Genomic DNA, 21,067 nt, shown 5'->3' with positions numbered 1-21,067 from the left:
TAAAAACTAATCTTTTATAATTTTTTGCGAAATAGGAGCATTATTAATAGTTCCTGTCACAATATAAGTACCTTTCGGAAGGTCTGTAATATCAAGGTTTAAAGCAAACTTTGTAGGAGATTTTTTTACTACCTGCCTGTATGAATCATATACTTTAACATCCTTGATCTCCATATCAAACACCACTTTTCCATCTTTTACAAAAGGATTTTGTACGAATCCAGATTTTGCTATTCCTTCTGGTGAAAAGTCTGCCCTGTTATCACTATTATGATCAAGGGATCTGATGATCGCTGTAGATGCTGTTGGGGACGGGGCTGGTCCATCACCTTTAAACTGATCTGCATTGGCTCCATAACCTACAAAATCCAGCACATTAGAAGAATCCGGATTTGCAACCTGAATAATATTTCCAGCCAGTGCAACTTTCCCTGAAGTGTTTGAAATTTTTATTCCAACAGATTTATTAGGAGTTCCGTCAAAATTTGTAATGGCAGTTGCAATAAAATCAGGAGTAGGCAAACTTTCTACTCCACCTTCAATAGCAGCTTCCTGAATCAGATACGTTTCATTGGGACCTAAAGTAAAATCCGGTAAAGTATGATATTGGGTAAATGCACCGATTGCCGGCGCATATTGTATGCTTGCCCCCGTTAAGGAAACCAATGTTGTTCCTATATTTTTAAGAACAATATAATTATTTTTAAAAACAGATCCGGAACTCTTGTTACCTCCGTAAATTTCATTGATAACAATCTGGGCATTTGCAAATGTTGTCATCAACACTAATCCGGCAATAGTAAAGATTTTTTTCATCTTAATATTTTTACATATGATTCGTGGTAAAAATAACAAAAACAATACCACAAGATTGGGAAATATACAATAAATACCAGATATATACATTGTAATAATGAAGTAATTATAATAAAAAAATCCAGCCATTTCTTCGAAATGGCTGGATTCTCTTTTTATCTAAAAACGAATTAGTCTTTTAAGATTTTTTGAGATACTGCTTCTTTGTTTACAGTACCTGTTACGATGTAAGCTCCTTTTGCTAATTCAGCAACGTTTACTGTTTCGTTTTGCTTTACAGAAGCTTCTTTTACAACTTGTCCAAACATGTTGAAAACTTTTACGTCTTTCACATCAGCTCCGAAAGTGATTTCGTTGTTTTTTATGAAAGTGTTTTTAATCATTCTATGTTTTGAAGCTAAAACTTCTCCTACAGCCAAAGTGCCAGTAGTTACTGAAAAATCATCAAATGCAACAGTTGTAGAATTATTATAAGCACGAACTTGTAAATGTAATTTAACAACATTTGCAGGAGCAGTTACAGTAACTGAATGCTGAGTCCAAGCAGCACTTGCTGGTAAATAACCATTATTTGGACCTCTTAGAGGATCAACAGCTGCAGTAGCACCTTGATAGATAGCTCCGTTTGAAGCATCTAAATAATTAGCCCAAATTCTTGCATCAGTATTGTCACCAATTGCTTTATACCAAAAAGATATTGTATAAGTCTCACCAGGAGATACATTTATATCTTGCTCAAATCCCGTTGTGGCTGTTGCTGAAGTATACTCTACTGAATTCAAACCACCGTGCGGAGCCGTTGTTGTTACAGTAGGCAAATAATAAGCAGCACCAGATCCTGGATTAGTTGCTGACCAGCCTGTAGTTCCATTTTCAAAACCAGGATTGGTTACTAAGTTTTGTGCATTTGCAAAAGCTGCAATTGCTACAACTCCTAAAATAGTAAAGATCTTTTTCATAAAATAATTTTTTTAAAAAATTTATAAAGTAAAAATACAAAAAAACCGCTCCTAAAAAAAGCAACGATATATATTTAACAATTAGTTTAAATTACTTTTTAATAATCTTTTCAGAAACTATTTTTCCGTTTACAGTTCCAATAACAAAATAAATCCCTTTTTGAAGTTCAGTAACATTCAATGTTCCATTTTCAGAAACTGATTCGGCTTTTACTATCTGTCCATTAACATTGAAAATCTTCACATCAGATTTCACTCCAAAATAAATTTCATGATCTACAGCAGTATTTTTAACAAAAACTTTTTTAGATTTAGTGACATCAGAAGTTGCTAATGAAGCAGTAGTTCCTATTATTCTAACATCATCCAACCTCCATTCTACATCGTTTGTCCCTGTGAATTTAACTCTTAGATTTGATGTTGAAGGGATAGTTCCTGTAGGATTAATATAAAGCCAATTTGCTGTTCCACTTCCTGTAGGTCTTCTGTAAGAAAGTAATGTCCAATTAGTTCCGTCAGCACTTACTTCTATTTTTAGCTCATTATTAGCTGAAGAAGTCCCTTTTCTTTGTCCTAAAAAAAGTTGAATATCTTCATAATTTGAGGTATTTATTCCTGAAATCATAAAAGTTTCATCAGTTGTATTAATCATAACGTTAGCGCCTCCTGAAGCCTGTGCATAACCGGATGAAATATTAGTAGCTCTGACATCTCCACTTCCATCATAACTTATCGGATTTGCATTTTGAAAAGTATTAGCTGCAATAGTCTTTGTACTGGTAGTAGTGCCCATATTTTCAGAATAAATAGTAGTTTGAGCAAACGTTACACTTGTAAGCATAGCAGTTGCCAATAACGAATAAAGTTTTTTCATGATTATAAAATTTTAATAATTAATAATTGCTAGAGCCAAATTACAGTAAATATCAAGTTTACCACAATAATTAAATTAAATATCTGTTAATAATAGTTAGACCATTACTATTAACATTTTTTAATTATTTTTACGAATTATTTTTCAGGACTTGCGGAATTTTATTATCCTATTCGTATTCTTCTTTTTAGGCATATTTTCAGGAAATGCTCAGGTCTTTTCGTGGAAGAATCCCAACGTTCCTGAAGACAGTATTAAGAAGGACAGCATTCTTGCTGCAAGGCTGGAACAAGATATTTTTGCCAAAGATACTCTCGACTTTATCCGTACCAATAACAGAGTTATTATTGATGAAGCTGTACTTGCTAAAAATGATAAAAAAAGATTTTTAGGAGAGCTGAACTCTAAGGGTTCCATCATCCGTGGAATTACATTTGGTAATAACCAAGGGCAATCTGTACAAAGCTCCATGGATCTTCAGATTTCAGGTAGACTTTCTAAAGATGTTACTATTTTAGCCAGTATTTCAGATCACAACTTACCTATTCAGGCTGACGGTTATACCCAAACTCTTGAAGAGTTCGATAAAATTTACATGCAGCTTAATATTAAGGATAAGTCCATCCTTAAAGCTGGACATTTGGATCTTGTGGAAGCTAAAAATTACTTTGCCAAGTACCAGAGAAGAAGCATGGGAATCCAGTTTCAGACAGAAATGGGTAAGGAAAATAAAACTTTTTTAGATATTTCTGCAGGAGTAGCACGAAGTGAATTTCACAGAATTCGTTTTCAAGGGGTTGAAGGAAACCAGGGACCTTATCGTCTGACAGGAAAAAACGGTGAACAGTTTATCACGCTGATTTCAGGTTCGGAACAGGTTTTTATTGACGGGATTTTGATGAAACGAGGAGAAAATCAGGATTATATTATTAATTACAACACAGGTGAAGTAACCTTTACCAGTTTCCGTCCTATTTTTCAGCAGAACTTCATAACGATTTCTTATAACTACGCCAATAGAAATTACTCAAGATATTTATTTACCGGAAAAATTGAGCATCAAACAGAAAAATTCAAGGTTGGATTGAATATGTTCATGGAAAATGATAATAAAAATGCTCCACTTGCCTTAAGTTTGTCTAAAGAAGATGAGCAAATTCTTGCCAATGCCGGAAATAATCCTGATCTGATGTATGCACCTTCGGGAGTGATTACAGAATATGACGTCAATAAAATTTTATATCGTTTAAATCCAGCCGGAAATTTTTATGAGTTCTCCACAGACCCTAACGAAACGTTGTACCAGGTATCTTTTACTTATTTCGGAGCGAACCAGGGAGATTATAAAACGGCACAGACTACGAATAACGGACGTGTATTTGAGTATGTAGGTCCTAATGCCGGAGATTACAGAGCAGTAAGAAAGCTGCCTTCACCTCAAAAATCACAGGTATTCTCCCTTAATTCCGAATATCTGCTGAATGAAGGTAAAATAGGAGCAGATATTTCCTTGAGTAATTACGATGTCAATCTATTTTCGTCTAAAGATTCCGATCAAAATACAGGATATGCATGGCGTATCTTCGGAAACAAAAGTTTTACAAAAAATTCTTGGAAAGGAACCCCAAGTTTTGAATATCAATATATAGATAAACAATTCCATATTCTGGACCGTATCAATGATGTGGAGTTTTCCAGAGATTTCAACCTTACCCAGGAATTTAATAAAAAGACTCAAAACAGATTTATTTTTAGCTTTTTAAATAAATGGAATAATAAATCTACTTTAAATTATCGCGTCAATTACTTAAATGAGCAGGATTCTTATAAAGGATTGAAAAATGATCTGGACTTCGGTTGGATCACAGGACGTTTCTTTACCAAAGGAAATCTTTCTTATCTGAATACAAACGCCACACTTCAGGACACCAAATTCATCCGAGGGGGTGTATCTACAGAATTCACAGGAAAAAAGGGAAGCTGGACCATCGGTGGAAGTATGGAGCATAATGAAAAGAAGTATAACGATACCCAACTGATGGATGTGACAAGTTTCAGCTGGAAAGAACTTTTTGTGCAAAAGAAAATCGGGGACAGTACCCGTACAAAATTACTTGCAAAGGTTTACATGAGAGATAATGACTCGGTACGTGATAACAGACTTCAAAGCATGAATAATATTTTGGGGATTATGGCAGAAAGTCAAATCATCAAAACAGAAAGAACGAGCTTAAATGCTTTAATCCATTATAGAAAATTTTTCTATCAAAATGCAGAAGGTGACGTATCAAGAAATAATGATTTCGTTGTCGGAAATTTACTTTACAATCAGCAGCTTTTCAAAAATGGGATGAGACTTCAGGCTTTCTATGAACTCGGAAACGGACAGGAAGCCCAGAGAGAATTCCAATATATTAAAGTGACAGACGGGCAGGGAGTTTATAAATGGACGGATTATAACGGTGATGGTATTCAGCAGCTTGATGAGTTTGAAATTGCGGAATATTCTGATTTAGCCCAATATATAAGAATTTACACTAATTCTGTAAGATATATTCCTTCCAATAAAAATAAACTACAGCTTGCATTATTTGTAAATCCTGCAATCATCCTTAATTCTGAGAATGCATTTTTAAAGCGCTGGAATTTTAATATTTCCTTAAATTCTCAAAATTCATTCTATAAAAAAGACAAAGTTTTAGTTCTTAATCCTTTTGAAAAAAATAGTGATCAGATCCTTAAAAATCAAAATATTCTTGCCTCTGTACAGTTTAATCCAACAGAAAAATCCGGCTGGAATGGTAATTATAGATTCATTACGAATGATAACCTTATTAATGCTAACTTCAGCAATGAAGAAAGAGAACAGACTTCACATTTCCTGAATATAGGATATTGGTTCAATAAAGAGTTCAGAATCGATTGGGAAAACTCAGTGCATGATATCAAAAACTCTTCACAGCTTTTTGCAACAAGGGATTTCCATTTGAATAATTTTGAAACCAAACCTAAGGCTACCTACAAATTTACGGATGCTCTTCAGGCGGAACTTTCATCTGCTTATCGTCAGAAACAAAGGCTGGATGGAGAAGAATTTTTAAAGGCATTTGATATTACCGGTACGATCCAATGGGAATACAGAAAAACTTCTATCCGTGGAAACTTCTCATTCATCAATAATAATTTCACTGGAAATAATTTCAGTATTGTAGGAAACCAAATGCTTGATGGATTAAAGCCTGGAAAAAATCAGGTTTGGAGTGTATTTATTCAGCAAGCTCTAAACTCGTTTATTCAGTTGAATTTAAATTATGAAGGAAGAAATTCTGGTGAAAGAACCATTCATATTGGAAGTATGCAGGTAAAAGCGAGCTTCTAAAGATTATAAATTTAAGGTTTGATAATATAAGTATTCACTTTCCCAGCAGGCTCTCATATTCTGAAACATCCCATTCTAACACTCTCCTACCCATTTCAAACTCATCACTTATATTAATAGACAATATCATATTTTGTACTATTTAGAATTTTGTAAATTTGCACCATGATAAAAATAGGCAACATAGAACTGCCGGAATTTCCACTCTTGCTGGCTCCGATGGAAGATGTAAGTGATCCTCCGTTCAGACGTTTGTGTAAAATGCACGGTGCAGACTTAATGTACTCAGAATTTATTTCTTCCGAAGGATTGATTCGTGATGCAATTAAAAGCCGTAAAAAGCTGGATATCTTCGATTATGAAAGACCTGTAGGCATACAGATCTTTGGTGGTGATGAAGAAGCAATGGCAATGTCTGCAAGAATTGTTGAAACTGTAAACCCGGACCTTGTTGATATTAACTTTGGCTGCCCGGTAAAAAAAGTAGTATGCAAAGGAGCCGGAGCCGGAGTATTGAAGGATATTGATCTTATGGTTCGCCTTACCAAAGCTGTAGTAAGTTCCACGCACCTTCCTGTAACAGTTAAAACCCGTTTAGGATGGGATAGTACTTGCATCAATATTGATGAAGTAGCAGAACGTCTTCAGGAAACTGGAATTAAAGCCCTTACCATACATGCAAGAACACGTGCACAGATGTACAAGGGAGAAGCAGACTGGGAACATATTTCAAGAATTAAACAGAATCCTAATATTGAAATTCCTATTTTCGGAAACGGTGATATTGATTCTCCGGAGAAAGCATTGGAGTACAAACAGAAATATGCTTGTGACGGAATCATGATTGGACGTGCTGCTATTGGTTATCCTTGGATATTCAATGAAATTAAGCATTTCTTTAAGACAGGTGAACATTTGCCTGCTCCTACTATTTCGGACCGTTTATTAGCTGTACGCCAACATGCTGAATGGAGTGCAGAATGGAAAGGAGAAAGATTAGGATTGGTTGAAATGAGACAGCATTACAGCAATTACTTCAGAGGAGTTCCTCACTTTAAAGAATTCAGAAAAAGGTTCCTTGAAGTATTCACATTGGAAGAGATGGATGCCTTGATTAAAGAAACCCAACAATTCTACGAAGAATATCAGGAACAGGCATAAAAACAAAAACCATCAAATAAATTTGATGGTTTTTTATTTCCTATGCATCTATGTTAATATCCTTCTGATGAAGATTCGTTTTTAATCAACGCTAATGCTGAAGAAGTTCCGATTCGCTTGACTCCCATACTGATCATTTTTTCAGCATCTTCTGGAGTTCTTACTCCTCCGGCAGCTTTTACAGGAAGTTGACCTGCATTATCAAGCATAATCTTTATTCCTTCAAATGTTGCTCCGTTAGGCTTTCCATCTGTTGTTTTGTAAAATCCTGTTGAAGACTTTACAAAAATGTTGGACCAGTCATTTTCGGAGAAATTTTCTTCTGCCCAGGTAGAAATACTTTTAGTAAGATCAGCAATTTGTACATCAGTTAAAGCTGCAATTTCAATGATCCATTTTGCAATTTTATGGTGATCTAAAGCCAGCTTTGTACATTGTAGAAACTCATTTTTTACTAATTCTGTTTCTCCCTGAAGATAAGCATTGTAATTGATTACAAAATCCAATTCATCAGCTCCGTCTTCTATTGCTTTTGATGCTTCAGCAAGTTTTTCATCAATAGAATACGTTCCTTCGTGAAAGCCTATTACAGTTCCTACTGCAACATTTGAATTTCTCTCCTGAATATATTTTTTGATTTCTGCTACATAATCCGGACGGATCATTACGGCAAAAATACCATTATCAATAGCTTCCTGAGTAAGTTTTTTATTTACCTGAAGCGTTTCTTCATTAGAAATACCTGATTGTTCTGGTGTTTTCAGGTAAGTGGAATCCAAATATTGGGCTATGTTCATATCGTTATACTTTCAATTGTCTGTAAATACCTTGTTCCAAAGATATGAAAGTTTCTGTTCTTGTTACTCCTTTCAATTTTTGCAGTTTGCTAAGGATTTGCATCAAATGATCGTTATCCTTACAAAGAACCTTAAGGAAAATTGTATAATTTCCTGTTGTATAGTGCGCTTCTACTACTTCATTGATATCATGCAAAGATTTTACAACTTCAGGGTAATGGCTTGGCTGGTCCAAAAATACACCGATATATGAAATTACTTTATATCCGATTTTTTTAGGATTAAGGAATGATATTGAATTCTCAATTACTCCTGCATGCTCGAGTTTTTTTATTCTCTGGTGTACCGCTGTTGTAGAAATTCCAACGTTTTTAGAGATGTGTGCTAACGATGTTTTAGCATTATCCATCAGCATGTAAATAATTTCCTTGTCGATTGAATCTAAATGATAGCTTGTGTTGCTCGAATTTTTCATTTTCTACTTTTTTATTATTTATGTTTTTTTTAATGTAAGCTTTTAAACTTTACAAAAACCGGAAAGTGATCGCTGTAACCACCTAAATACCGTGTACCGGCATAGGTTCGGAAAGGTCGACCTTCAAAATTTCTGGTTCTGCTGCTAATTTTTTCAGAATTGAATATACGTGCTTCCTGAAAAGCCAGCACTTCATTGTCAACAAGGGATTTTGACATTATAATCTGATCATACAACAATCCAGATTTATAATGAAAAGTAGAATAATTTCTTGTAGAAAACAACTCCTGAAAAGGGTTCATTAAAACCTTTTCCTGATTATTGTCATAGAGAATTTGAACTAAATTTTCATCATCCGGGTTTTCGTTAAAATCACCACACAATATTACATGTTCCTTATCTTCATCTACTATTTTCATGATCCGCTGCCGGACCTCATTAAGTATAAAGGCTCTTTTGGGTTTATTGATATCTTTTTCGCGCTTAGAGGGAAGATGCGCTATAAAGACATTAATAATTTCATCTTTATATTTAATCTTTGAAAAAAGTACGTCTCTGGTTGTGTCGTAATTTCCTGTGTTTTTATTTATAATTTCAAAAAAGAAAGTAATGGTTTCAGAATCTATAACCTCTACTTTATTTTTATCATATAGCATGGCAACATCCACTTTTCTTTCGTCCATTGAATTGTAATGTACAATTCCATATTCTGAATTAAAAGGTTCTAGTTCCACAAGATCTTCCAAAACTTTCCTTCCGGAAACTTCGGATAATCCTATTATAAATGGCAGTGTACCATTCTCCTCCTTCATCAATTGAAATACATGAGAGATTTTAAAAAGCTTGTTCTTATATCTCCTGTCGTCCCAGTTCCTTAAACCTGATTTTGTAGGATCTAATTTATGTACAGGTTTAGGGTCAGGTAAAAATAAATTTTCAACATTATAAAAAGAGAACAGTTCCATCAACACAAATTTCTATACTTTAATTTTAATATGTTCTTTTTCTAAATGTAAATTTATTTATTTTTTTCAAAATTCCATTGAATTTTCCATCACACCATCAAATTAATTTCTAGTAAGAAATCATTCAAATATAGGAAAAAATACCAATAAAACTATTTTTAGCGAATTATATTTTCAATTATTTAACAAATCTATTCAATATATAAAAATCAAAACAATATACAAAACACCAAATAATCAAAATAAAAAATTCAATTCCAAACCAAAGACACTAATATTTTTCTTATTTTTTTAAATAATAACAAATATTATTCCATTCGATAAGATTGCAAATTGAACATGTTAAAAAATTAATATTTAATGAATTCAAATATATTTTAGAGAAGATCGGGGCGTTTTTCTTTGGTAATTCTCAAAGCTTCATCGTGGCGCCATTCTTCAATTTTTCCAAAATTTCCACTTAACAGAATTTTAGGAACTTCTAACCCTTTATAGCTTTCCGGTCTTGTATAGATAGGCGGTGACAGAAGATCGTCCTGAAAACTATCTGTAAGAGCACTCTGTTCGTCATTTAAAACTCCAGGAAGTAATCGTATAATAGAGTCAGCGAGAACGCATGCTGCAAGCTCTCCTCCGGTCAAAACATAATCTCCGATTGAAATTTCTTTAGTAATATGAAGATCTCTTACTCTTTGATCTATTCCTTTATAGTGTCCGCAAAGAAAAATCAGGTTATTTTTAATGGAAAGAGAATTGGCAATCTTCTGATTCAAGGTTACTCCATCAGGTGTCAGATAAATTACCTCATCATAATCTCTTTGAGATTTAAGTTCAGAAATACATTTATCCAATGGTTCTACCATCATAACCATTCCTGCTCCGCCGCCGTAAGGTTCATCGTCTATTTGTCTGTGTTTATTAATAGCCCAGTCTCTCAGATGATGAAAGTGTACTTCTACCAGTCCTTTATCCATTGCCCTCTTCAAAATAGAGGTTTTAAACGGACTTTCCATCAATTCTGGAAGTACGCTTATGATATCAATTCTCATTGTAATGTTCCGTTTTTCTTAGTCGGTATAATAATTAATCTTAAGGAAGAATCCTTGTTGATATAGCTCCACATCCAATTGAAGAATATGGCAAGCTTATTTCGAACGCTCAAAATTAGCATTAAATGGAGAAACATCCAGAAATACCACGCAAAAAATCCTTGAAATTTTATAAATGGCAGGTCTACAACAGCTCTGTGCTTTCCAATGGTTGCTAGTGAGCCTTTGTCATCATATTCATATTCTTTCCATTCATCAACATTTTTTTTCAATAGGTTTTTCCCTAAATTTTTTGCCTGATTAATGGCTACATTAGCAACCTGAGGATGTCCTTGTGGATATTTGGGAGTTTCCATATAGCCAATATCTCCGATTGCATAAATATTATCGTACCCTTTTATTTTATTGTAGCGGTCTACTATATATCTGTTTCTTACTAATTTTTCTTCTGGAAAACCATCTATCACATTTCCGGTAACGCCGGCTGCCCAGATAACATTATTGGAAGGAATCACCTTTCCGCTTCTTAGATGAACTTTATCACCATCATAATCTGTAACAACTTCCCCACTCATGAAGGTAACGCCAAGGTCTTTGAGATATTTTTCAGATTTTTCCTGTGCTTCACTACTCATTACTGCAAGTGGCTTTTCTGTAGAGCTCACCAGAATGATTTTCAGATGATCAAAATTCATGTAAGGATAATCTCTTGGAAGAATATCTTTTTTCATTTCGGCAAAAGCTCCTGCAAGTTCTACTCCGGTGGGACCACTTCCTACAATAACGATATTCCAGTTACCATCGTCACTTCGGCTTTTTTCAATGATCAGTTTTTCAAAGGTTGTCAGAACGTGGTTTCTGATACTGATTGCCTCCTGGGTATTTTTCATCCCGAATGCCTTTCCTTCGAGTTCTTTGTTACCGAAAAAATTAGTTTTACATCCGGTTGCAATGATCAGTTTATCGTAAGTAAATTCTGCTTCATCGGTAATCACCTTATTGTTTGCAACATCAATTTCTTTTACTTCCGTCATTCGGAACTGAGTGTTTCTGGATTGCTGGAAAATCTTTCTGAAAGGGAATGAAATGTTGGAAGGTTCTATCCTTCCGGAGGCTACCTGATAAAAAAGCGGCTGGAACATATGATGATTCACTCTATCCAGGACAATGACCTTTTTGTTCTTGTTATTCAACGTTTTTGCAAGCTGCAGCCCCGCAAATCCTCCTCCAATAATGATGATTTTTTCGCGTGTTTCCATAATACACAAATTTACTGATTTTATTTAGCATTTAGTAGTGAAAAAAGTTAGTTTTGCAAAACTTTATGACACAAAGAAAGTACACCAAAAAAACTGCCAAACGAATCCATAAGAACCGACGAAAGAATTATTTTTTCCGTAGGTGGGTACTATTGGCAATCTTAATAGTTGCTTTGATAGGGACCGGATTTTACCTTAAACAATCTGTGAGCTATTACTATGCTTTGTACTTTAATAAATTTACTCACAAAAAGCTTCACAACAGTGAAAAGGAAAGTTCCAGAATTCAAAGAATTTTAGCGAATAACCTTGATAAAACCTATGGTTTTGATGTTTCTCACTATCAAAATAAGGAAGATATTAAATGGGATAGTTTAAGCATTGGCAACAAAACAATTCCTCTGGAATTTGTAGTTATGCGAGCTACTATGGGGAACAGAAGCGCAGATAAGCATTTTGATGAATTTTGGGAAATGGCGAAGAAACATGATCTGATTCGTGGAGCCTATCATTTTTACAGAGCAGATGAAGATCCGGTGATTCAAGCTAATAATTTCCTGGCTAATGTAAAGTTGGAAAGCGGTGATCTTCCTCCTATTCTGGATATTGAAAAAATCCCAAAACGTAAGACCAATAAGAAGTTGGTAGAGGACTTAAAAGTATGGTGTAAAATCGTGGAAGAAACTTATGGTACCAAACCGATCATTTATACCTACTATCATTATTATAAAGATTTACTGAAGGGGGAGTTTGAAGGGTATCCTTTGTGGCTTGCCAATTATAATGATGTCCCTACTCCATCACCTGATGACCAATGGGATTTCTGGCAATTTACAGAAAACGGAATTGTTCATGGAATCAATACTAAAGTAGATCTCGATATTTATAATGGTAATTCTTGGTCACTGAAGAGATTGACACTGGATTAGATTAGCAAAAAGGAAAAGCGGGAAAATGGAAGTTTATTAAACATGATGATACTTTCTATCAACTATCGTTTTACAATCATTTCTTCTATCTCCCCGCTCTGTAATTACTTCTTTCCAAGAAAATTCAGAATATCTGTATTTAATTCATCTGGTTTTTCATAAGGAACCATATGGCTGGTATCTTTATAGGTTTTCAGTTCTGCTTTGGGTATCTGTTTTGAAAGAAACGCTGTGTGATCCGGTTTTATTACATCTTTATCTCCTACAATAACCAACACAGGATTTTTTATTGTATTTAAATCATTTTTACTGATGTGAGGTTCTGTCAGCATAATTTTCAAAACTCTGCGTTCATTGAACATTTCAGGAAGGTTTAATTGATTCAATTGAGTCATCTGATTGGTGAAGTAATCCAACAGTCTTGGCTCTACCCCTTCAGGAAATGCATTTGCTCCGATAGCAACCAGCTTATTAAGGCGGTCCGGATATTTCAATGCAAATTCAAGCCCCGTATTCCCACCATCACTCCATCCAACGATATTTATTTTATCAAGCTTCATATGATCTGCCACTGCTTTTACATCGTCTGCAAACATTTTATAGGTAAAGTCTTTTCTGGATGCATCTTTACTTTTTCCATGACCTCTTGTATCTATAGCAATGACTTTATACTGCTTAGATAATACCGGAATCTGCTGATAATAGTCTTTCATACTTCCTCCATTTCCATGAAGCAGTACCAATGGTTCTCCTTCACCATACACTTCATAATATAAATCCAGGTCTTTTAATTTCAGATATTGTGCTGCAGATTCATTTTTTCCATAGATAGACTGTCCGGATTCCAGTATTTTTTGTGAATTATCAACACCCCATTCCTGAGTGGGATCATCCGCTGCATAGTCATTGTCTGTCTCTTTACTGTTTTTATCCACTTTCACATCAATATTGATAGCAGGAGCTGCAATAGACATTTTCATCCAATCTCCGTAAAATTCCCTAATGAATCCTGTTCTGAACAATGCTGCACTGATTTTAATATTTCCGTCAAACTCTTTTAAAAATTGAATTCCCACAAAGAATTTTCCCTGAACCCAGATATTACGGTCATTCACATCTACGGTAAAGGTTCCGTCTTTTATCATATCTTCAGTAAGGGCAATGGTAATTTCTTCATCCAGAATATTTTTGTCGGGAAGTCCGTTTTTCTCACTGTAAATACTGTATCGCATCAAAACGGGTTCGGTAGAATTGTAGCGGGCAATATTCAAGTTGATATTTTTAATCTTTGACCTTTTCTTTGTAGTAAATTCCAGCGCTGTTTCACCCAAAAAATTTTTATTACCCTTTGCCGGGTTTACAAAATAGGTAACACTTTTGGTTTTTGTGTTTACTCCCCAGTTTTTATCAACAAACTTTTTCGCTTTAATTGCAATTTCTTTGATATTTTTAGTTTTCTCATTTAAAAAGATCTTCTGCTGGTCGTGCTTTTTAAAGTTTTCTACTGTTTCTGCATACGAATCATAGCCTGGTACTTCAATTTTTATTTTTTGCTGTGGGTCAGATTGGGAAAGATCGATTGAAAAGTTTCCCTTTCCATCAGAAATAGTTCCGGTTGTATTTTTATCTACTCCTATTTTTACATAAGGAATCGGTAGGTTTTCATTTTTAGAAATAATAGTTCCGGAAATCACCTGAGCATTCAGAATAGAAGCAATGCCAAGAAGGAATAAAGCTTTAAGTTTTATCATGTTAAAAGTTTGATGCAAACATATCTATTTTACATCTCCCCACATTCATAAGGCATTATTAAATTTACATCTACTTTAGTTAAATTTATTCTAAAAAACTGCCGTTATACTGCATTAATTCTAAAAAACATTTAAATACCATTACTTCTCTACAAAATCTCCATGATTTCTTCCCAGGAATTTACTCTTTTGTAAGTTTCATTTTCTATCAGCTCATTATGAGGTTGTGTAAAAATCAGTCTTTGCCCGGAAAAATGATCTAAATTCTTCGGATAGTCATCAATCATTACATCGCCTGACACTACTTTTTTACTTCCACACAGTACAATCTGTTCCCAGGTAATGAATGGAAAATGCTCGGCAAGCCAGTCGTATTTTTCTCTCAGGCTGTTTGGGAATTCCATACCTGCAGAGACAATATACAATTCATATTTATTATTCAGATATTCTATTGCCTCACGACTTCCTTTCATTACAGGTAATGTTCTGAAAAAACCAACTTCATTCACGTGTTTTTTTCCATTCGGGAAAACTTCCAATTCTGGTTTTCCAGATGTTTCACTCATTTCAATATCTTTTCCTGTGTCTCTTTTTTCAAATTTAGCCAGCTGATGATAAACATCCGCCATTACTCCATCCATGTCAACGATTACTTTTTTCATTTTCTTTAAAAATCAGATTTTATATTGTTAAAATACTATTCGTATATAATTTTGATGTATCATCTTAGCTAGTTTTTAAATAACTCCACGTAATTAAGCTCACGTAAGTTGAAAATAAAAATTTCCAAAAATTTTAAGTGTTCTTATTATTCGTAATATTTATAGCTCCAGTAAACTAAAGTGTTTCATAATGTACCGCAATAATTATTTCAGCTTCTTATTTATACATCTAATTTACCGAATAGATTTTGCAGATCATGAATACAGTTTATTAAAAAATCATAAATATTCGTTCTTATAGAGGAGACGCCGGAAAGTTTTATGGCTACATTTTTCGTATTTTTGCGATTCAGTTTAAAATTAAAATCAAACTATTAATTCCCAATGAATTACGTTTCTGCAGAAAATCTTACCAAATCCTACGGCATCAAAGTTTTGTTTGAAAACATTACTTTTCACATTAATGAAGGAGATAAAATTGCTATTGTTGCCAAAAACGGAAGTGGAAAATCTACCCTTCTGAAAATTTTAATGGGTAAAGAAATTGCAGACAGCGGTACTGCGATTATTAATAAAGATATTCAGGTTGTTTTATTCGATCAGGAAATTGATTTTGATCCCAAACTGACTATTGAAGAGTTTATGATGACTCTTGATTCTGATCCTATTCTTGCCTTAAAGAATTATCACAAGTCTCTTCATTCTACAGATCATGCTTTTATTGAAAAAGCACTTGCCGATATGGAAGCTCACAAAGCTTGGGATCTTGAAAATGAAATGAAGCAGATTCTTTCCCAGCTAAAGATTACTGATCTTGAAGCTAAAATGGGAACACTTTCCGGAGGACAGATCAAACGTGTAGCTTTGGCAAAACTGTTGACAGAAACCAGAGCTGAGCATAAACATACATTGCTTATCATGGACGAACCTACCAACCACCTTGATGTGGATATGGTAGAATGGCTTGAAAATTATCTGAACAAAGCAAAAATCACCCTGTTACTTGTTACCCACGACAGATATTTCCTTGACAGTGTTTGTGATATTATCTGGGAAATGGAAGATAGAAATCTGTATGTTCACAACGGTTCCTATGCTACTTATCTTGAGAACAAAATGATTCGTGAGGAAAACACGAATGCAACCATTGATAAAGCTAATAACCTTTACAGAAAAGAGCTTGAATGGATGCGAAGACAGCCTAAGGCAAGAACCACAAAGTCAAAAAGCAGAATTGATGCCTTCTACGAAACAGAAAAGGTTGCTAAAACGGATACCAGAAAACAAGGTCTTGAGCTAGATTTTGAAATGAAACGTCTGGGAAATAAAATCCTTGAACTAAAGAATATTGATAAAAGCTTTGGAAGCAAAGTCCTGTTAAAAGATTTCAGTTATCAGTTCCAGCGTGGTGAAAAAGTAGGAATTATCGGAAAAAATGGAGCTGGAAAATCCACGTTACTGAATATCATTCAAGGGCTGGAAAAAGCAGATAAGGGTGAAATTGAAACGGGAGAGACTATTTCTTTCGGATATTTTGCTCAGAAAGGTCTTACTTATAAAGAGGATGAGCGCGTTATTGATTTCATTAAAGAAATTGCAGAATTTTATCCTTTAGCCAACGGGAGAAGTCTTTCTGCATCGCAATTCCTGAGGTTATTCTTATTTGATGACCAAACACAATACTCACCAATTTCAAAGCTTTCGGGAGGAGAAAAGAGAAGATTACACTTAATGTACATTCTTTATCAGAATCCTAACTTCCTGATTTTTGATGAACCAACAAATGACCTGGATCTTCCTACATTAACGGTTCTAGAAAACTTCTTGCAACAATTCCAGGGATCTTTGATTATTGTTTCCCACGACAGATATTTCATGGATAGGATTGTAGATCATGTTCTTGCTTTTGAAGGAAATGGAAAAATAAGAGATTTTGTAGGAAATTTCTCGGAATATCGTGAGGCAAGAAGCCGTGAAGAAGCTTTGGAAAAAAACGCAGCTTCAAAACCGGACCCCGTAAAAGAAACCGTGGCTGCTCCTGCAAGTTCTTCATCTGCCAATTCTCAAAAAAGAAAATTAACCTTTAAGGAACAACGGGAATTAGAAACAATTGACAAAGAAATGCCTGAACTGGAAGATCAGCGTGCTAAAATATTAGATCAGCTCAACAATGAAACTGATTATGAAAAAATAGCCAAACTTTCATCAGAACTGGAAGCCGTTTCTGAAAAACTGGAGAATCACGAGATGAGATGGCTTGAACTTCAGGAATTACTATAAAAAACATGAGTTATGAATTAGCTTGAAGAATTTGAAGGTAATAAAGTTTGCGGGTAAAAGAATAGTAATTTCTTATATCAGCTTCTATTAATCTCAAACTTTAAACTGATTCATAACTCATTTATTGTCTATAATACAATTACCTTTTCTTCTTTCGTACTTTCCAGGGAAGCATCAATAATTTTCATATTCTGAACAACTTCTTTTCCCGGAGATGGCAAAGAATATCCGAAGACAATATGTTCATAGATCTGCTGGTAATAATTCATATAATTTCCGGCTTCACTTGAAGTAAGTACTCTTTCTGTTTCGGAGTTTTCATTCAAATAGTTTAAAATTCCGTCTGCATCCTGCAAAGGCTGCATCCATTCTTTACCATAAACAGGAATTGCTCCTGCAACTAATTCAGCCTCCTGATTATCTGTTCTTTCCTGCAAAAAGCTTCCTTTATCACCAAAAATTTTATAAGCGTAATGATCTTCTTTAGCAAATACGGAGGATTTTAATCTTACTCTCAAATTATTTTTATAGAATAACAATATCTCAAAATAATCATTGGCAAATGCAGGTCCTTTCATAGAAAATACATCTGCAAACAGTTTTTCAGGATAGCCAAAATATTGTACTGCCTGATCTACCAAATGTGCTCCCAAATCGTGTAATGAGCCTGAACCAATCTGATCCGGACTTTCTTTATGCTGCTTTCCACTTGGAGTAGTACGGAATCTGTCAAAACGGATTTCTGCTTCTTTGATATTCCCAAGCTTTCCTTCATTCAAAACTTTTTGTACCTGTAGAAAATCTCTGTCGAACCTTCGGTTTTGGTATACACTTAAAAACAGCCCTTTTTCTTCGGCTAGCTTTACCAACTCCTCAGCTTCTGCAACATCTACTGTAAATGGTTTTTCAACAATAATATTTTTTCCGGCTTCCAGAGCTTTTTTTGCATATTCGTAATGAGTCTGAACCGGTGTATTAACAATCACAAGTTCTATATCTGGATTCTCAAGCATTTCATCCACCGAGCGATAAATAGTAGCCTCGGGATATTTTTCTTTAGATTCCTCTTTACTTCTTTCCACTACCGCAGCAATAAAAAACCCCGGATGTTCTTTTAAAAACGGTGCATGAAACACCTTTCCGCTCATTCCAAAGGCACAAAGCCCTGCTTTTACCAATTGCATATTTATAAATTTTAAACAAATATATTCATAAAAAACGCTGAAATCCTCAGCTACCACAATGATAGAAATAATCCATGTATTTCTCAGTGAAAATATATGATAAAAATCATAAATTAATTTTTATTCATTCTAAACAAATACTTACATTTGCGCCTTATTTAAAACTGTTCTACATAAAAATAAAATGAAAAGACAACTACTTTCTTTAGGTCTTCTATTTACCGCTGTTTCATTAAGCGCACAGCTTAAAAATGTTGAAGCAGATACCATCAGAACCCAAACTATTGAGGACATTAATCTTCACAAAACAGGAAATCCAAACCAGGCAAGACCCCTTTCTACAAAGTCGAACCTTACGATAATGGAAAATCCGCAACCTATTGCTATTGTGACTCATGAGATCATTGAGCAACAACAGGCAAAGCAGTTAAGTGATGTTCTACAAAATGTAAACGGAATGTATGTGACTTCTTCAAGAGGAAATTCACAGGACAGTTTTGGTGGTCGTGGTTTTATCTTAGGAAATGATAATATTTTCAAGAATGGATCCAGAATAAATAGTGGAGTTTTTCCTGAAGTAAGCGGTCTTGAAAGAGTGGAAGTTTTAAAAGGAGCCAATGCAATGCTTTACGGAAATACTGCTGCCGGGGGTGTTATCAATATGATTACGAAAAAGCCTAGGTTTAATTTTGGCGGAAGTATAGGATTGAATGGCGGAAGCTGGAATACTTATAAACCAACAGTAGATGTTTATGGACCTTTATCTAAAAATGTTGCTTTCCGAGTAAACGGAACTTACGAATATGCTGAAAGTTTCAGAGATGTAGTACAATCTGAAAAATATTATTTCAATCCTTCATTTTTATTTAATTTAAGTGAAAAATCTCAATTAATTGTTGAGGCAGATTACCTTAAAAATAATTTCACTCCGGATTTCGGGCTTGGATCTATTACAGAAAAAGATCAAAGCTATAGACTGAATGACGGTTTTTCCAGAAACGTTTTCTTTGGAACTGACTGGCAATATCAGAATGTGCAGCAAGCTTCAACGAATGTGACTTTTAATCATCAATTTAACGAAAGATGGTCTTTGAATGCTACTGCGTCTTATCAAAACTATACTAAAGACTATTTTTCTTCTGAAAGAGTACAATGGATATATGATACCAAAGATAAAAATGTAGATCCTAACAGGTTATCTTGGAAAAGACCTTTTGGTAAAACTTACAACGAACAAAATTATACTTCGGCACAAGTAAATATCAATGGTGAGTTCAATACAGGAAAAATCAATCATAAAGTTTTAATTGGTTCTGATGCAGATTATAGCCAGGCAGATGCTTATACTTATAATGTCACAGCGCCAACGAACCTTCTATATTTAGATGATCCTTCAACGTGGGGAAATGTTGATATGCCCAATTCTACTCTTACTACAAGAAACAGAATCAATACAAGAAGAATCGGAATCTATGCACAAGATTTTATCAGCTTAACAAAACAGCTAAAAGTAATTGCTGGATTAAGATGGTCTTATATAGAAAATATGCCTACGCTGACTACTCGTTTTAATTCAAATGAGAAATTCGAAGTATCAAATTCGTCAACGTCTGACAATGCATTTTCTCCAAAAGTAGGTTTGGTTTATGCTCCTAATGAAAACCTTTCGGTATTTGCAACATATACTAATTCGTTTGCTTCAAATTCAGGATATACTTCAGATCAATTTAATACAGTAAATACAAATCAACTTCCTGCTGATATTCAAAACGAATTGAATGCTTTATCAAGACAAAGTATAAAGCCATCAACAGTTGATCAATATGAAATTGGTGTTAAAAAGAATTTCTGGAACAATGCTTTAGCAGTTAACCTGACAGCTTACCAGATTATGTACAATAATTATTATCAAACATTTTGGTACATTTCTACAACAACCCCCAATGCAGTGCCGGTAAATTCAACAGACACCAATCTTAAAGAATTGGCAGGAAATATGAGAAGCCGTGGTGTGGAATTAGACATTACAGGAAATCCGACAGAAAACTTATCTATTATCGGAGGTTTCTCTTATAACAATTCTGTTTATATTGATACTCCTGAAAAAGGATATATTGAAAACCAAAGATTAGTAAGAACACCTGCTACAACAGCAAATGTTTCTGTTTTCTATAAGTTTACAAACTATGTGAAAGGGTTAAAAATCGGAGCCGGAGTTTATTACATTGGAGACCGAATCGCTGGATGGAATGATACAAAATCTACCAACACAACCAGAAACAATGTGACCAGAATGTTTGATCTGAAAGACTACACCACTGTTTCTCTTTCTGTTGGCTACGAATGGAAAAAATTCTCTGTTCAAGGAAGAGTGGGTAACCTATTTGATGTTGTCAACTACAACGTACATGAGAATTACTCGGTAAACCCGATCATGCCTAGAAATTATTATTTTACACTGACTTACAAACTGTAGAATTAAATAAATAATTACTTCTTTATTAAAAGTGGAAATTGCATTTTTGCA

16 protein-coding genes are annotated in these 21,067 nt (G+C 34.4%); 5 read left to right on the top strand and 11 right to left on the bottom strand.

Annotated elements, in window-relative coordinates:
• Positions 1–6: 6 nt before the first annotated feature.
• The 3 genes from AC5YGG_RS17390 to AC5YGG_RS17380 all read right to left on the bottom strand — a co-directional run bounded on the left by AC5YGG_RS17390 (position 7) and on the right by AC5YGG_RS17380 (position 2,649).
• Entirely contained in the window at positions 7–816 is an 810-nt protein-coding gene (locus AC5YGG_RS17390; RefSeq protein ID WP_496145709.1) for a lamin tail domain-containing protein, read from the bottom strand.
• Between the two features lie 170 nt (positions 817–986).
• The gene (locus tag AC5YGG_RS17385; RefSeq protein ID WP_496145708.1) at positions 987–1,775 is read right to left on the bottom strand and encodes a carbohydrate binding domain-containing protein; all 789 of its coding nucleotides are present in this window, start codon (positions 1,773–1,775) and stop codon (positions 987–989) included.
• A gap of 91 nt (positions 1,776–1,866) precedes the next feature.
• Positions 1,867–2,649, bottom strand: a complete 783-nt coding sequence (locus tag AC5YGG_RS17380) for a T9SS type A sorting domain-containing protein (RefSeq protein WP_496145707.1) — start codon at positions 2,647–2,649, stop codon at positions 1,867–1,869.
• Positions 2,650–2,800: 151 nt separating this feature from the next.
• Between AC5YGG_RS17380 and AC5YGG_RS17375 the strand changes: the two genes are divergently transcribed.
• Positions 2,801–6,028, top strand: a complete 3,228-nt coding sequence (locus tag AC5YGG_RS17375) for a DUF8818 domain-containing protein (protein ID WP_496145706.1) — start codon at positions 2,801–2,803, stop codon at positions 6,026–6,028.
• 165 nt (positions 6,029–6,193) lie between these two features.
• Positions 6,194–7,189, top strand: coding sequence for a tRNA dihydrouridine synthase DusB (gene dusB / locus AC5YGG_RS17370; protein ID WP_496145705.1), 996 nt, complete (start codon positions 6,194–6,196; stop codon positions 7,187–7,189).
• A 53-nt stretch (positions 7,190–7,242) separates the two neighbouring features.
• Here the strand turns inward: dusB and deoC are convergent, their stop codons facing one another.
• The 5 genes from deoC to AC5YGG_RS17345 form a co-directional block, all read right to left on the bottom strand.
• Positions 7,243–7,986 (bottom strand): deoxyribose-phosphate aldolase, encoded by a 744-nt coding sequence (deoC, locus tag AC5YGG_RS17365; protein WP_496145704.1) that lies wholly within the window; start codon positions 7,984–7,986, stop codon positions 7,243–7,245.
• 4 nt (positions 7,987–7,990) lie between these two features.
• A complete protein-coding gene (locus AC5YGG_RS17360; protein WP_002976659.1) occupies positions 7,991–8,461 on the bottom strand; it encodes an Lrp/AsnC ligand binding domain-containing protein in 471 nt (156 codons plus the stop codon).
• A 29-nt stretch (positions 8,462–8,490) separates the two neighbouring features.
• The gene (locus AC5YGG_RS17355) at positions 8,491–9,426 is read right to left on the bottom strand and encodes an endonuclease/exonuclease/phosphatase family protein (protein WP_496145703.1); all 936 of its coding nucleotides are present in this window, start codon (positions 9,424–9,426) and stop codon (positions 8,491–8,493) included.
• A 377-nt stretch (positions 9,427–9,803) separates the two neighbouring features.
• Positions 9,804–10,475 (bottom strand): tRNA (guanosine(37)-N1)-methyltransferase TrmD, encoded by a 672-nt coding sequence (gene trmD / locus AC5YGG_RS17350; RefSeq protein ID WP_496145702.1) that lies wholly within the window; start codon positions 10,473–10,475, stop codon positions 9,804–9,806.
• A complete protein-coding gene (locus AC5YGG_RS17345; RefSeq protein ID WP_496145701.1) occupies positions 10,472–11,734 on the bottom strand; it encodes an NAD(P)/FAD-dependent oxidoreductase in 1,263 nt (420 codons plus the stop codon). The genes trmD and AC5YGG_RS17345 overlap by 4 nt, the downstream gene beginning before the upstream one ends.
• Before the next feature lie 65 nt (positions 11,735–11,799).
• Between AC5YGG_RS17345 and AC5YGG_RS17340 the strand changes: the two genes are divergently transcribed.
• Positions 11,800–12,663 (top strand): glycoside hydrolase family 25 protein, encoded by an 864-nt coding sequence (locus tag AC5YGG_RS17340; RefSeq protein WP_496145700.1) that lies wholly within the window; start codon positions 11,800–11,802, stop codon positions 12,661–12,663.
• 104 nt (positions 12,664–12,767) lie between these two features.
• Here the strand turns inward: AC5YGG_RS17340 and AC5YGG_RS17335 are convergent, their stop codons facing one another.
• Positions 12,768–14,414: an alpha/beta fold hydrolase gene (locus AC5YGG_RS17335; protein ID WP_496145699.1), complete on the bottom strand. Its 1,647-nt coding sequence runs from the start codon at positions 14,412–14,414 to the stop codon at positions 12,768–12,770.
• A 149-nt stretch (positions 14,415–14,563) separates the two neighbouring features.
• Positions 14,564–15,076, bottom strand: a complete 513-nt coding sequence (locus AC5YGG_RS17330; RefSeq protein ID WP_496145698.1) for a 5' nucleotidase, NT5C type — start codon at positions 15,074–15,076, stop codon at positions 14,564–14,566.
• Between the two features lie 384 nt (positions 15,077–15,460).
• Here AC5YGG_RS17330 and AC5YGG_RS17325 point away from each other — a divergent pair, with 384 nt between their 5' ends.
• Positions 15,461–17,356: an ABC-F family ATP-binding cassette domain-containing protein gene (locus tag AC5YGG_RS17325; RefSeq protein WP_496145697.1), complete on the top strand. Its 1,896-nt coding sequence runs from the start codon at positions 15,461–15,463 to the stop codon at positions 17,354–17,356.
• A 128-nt stretch (positions 17,357–17,484) separates the two neighbouring features.
• On the opposite strand, the gene AC5YGG_RS17320 is transcribed toward AC5YGG_RS17325, so the two are convergent.
• Positions 17,485–18,540, bottom strand: a complete 1,056-nt coding sequence (locus AC5YGG_RS17320) for a Gfo/Idh/MocA family oxidoreductase (protein WP_496145696.1) — start codon at positions 18,538–18,540, stop codon at positions 17,485–17,487.
• Positions 18,541–18,724: 184 nt separating this feature from the next.
• On the opposite strand from AC5YGG_RS17320, the gene AC5YGG_RS17315 reads away from it, so the two are divergent.
• A complete protein-coding gene (locus AC5YGG_RS17315) occupies positions 18,725–21,016 on the top strand; it encodes a TonB-dependent siderophore receptor (RefSeq protein WP_496145695.1) in 2,292 nt (763 codons plus the stop codon).
• Positions 21,017–21,067: the final 51 nt, after the last annotated feature.

The organism is Chryseobacterium sp. CS2K3 (genome assembly GCF_059515185.1).
The sequence above is the reverse complement of the archived record's forward strand: the minus strand, read 5'-3'. Positions and strand labels throughout refer to the sequence as shown.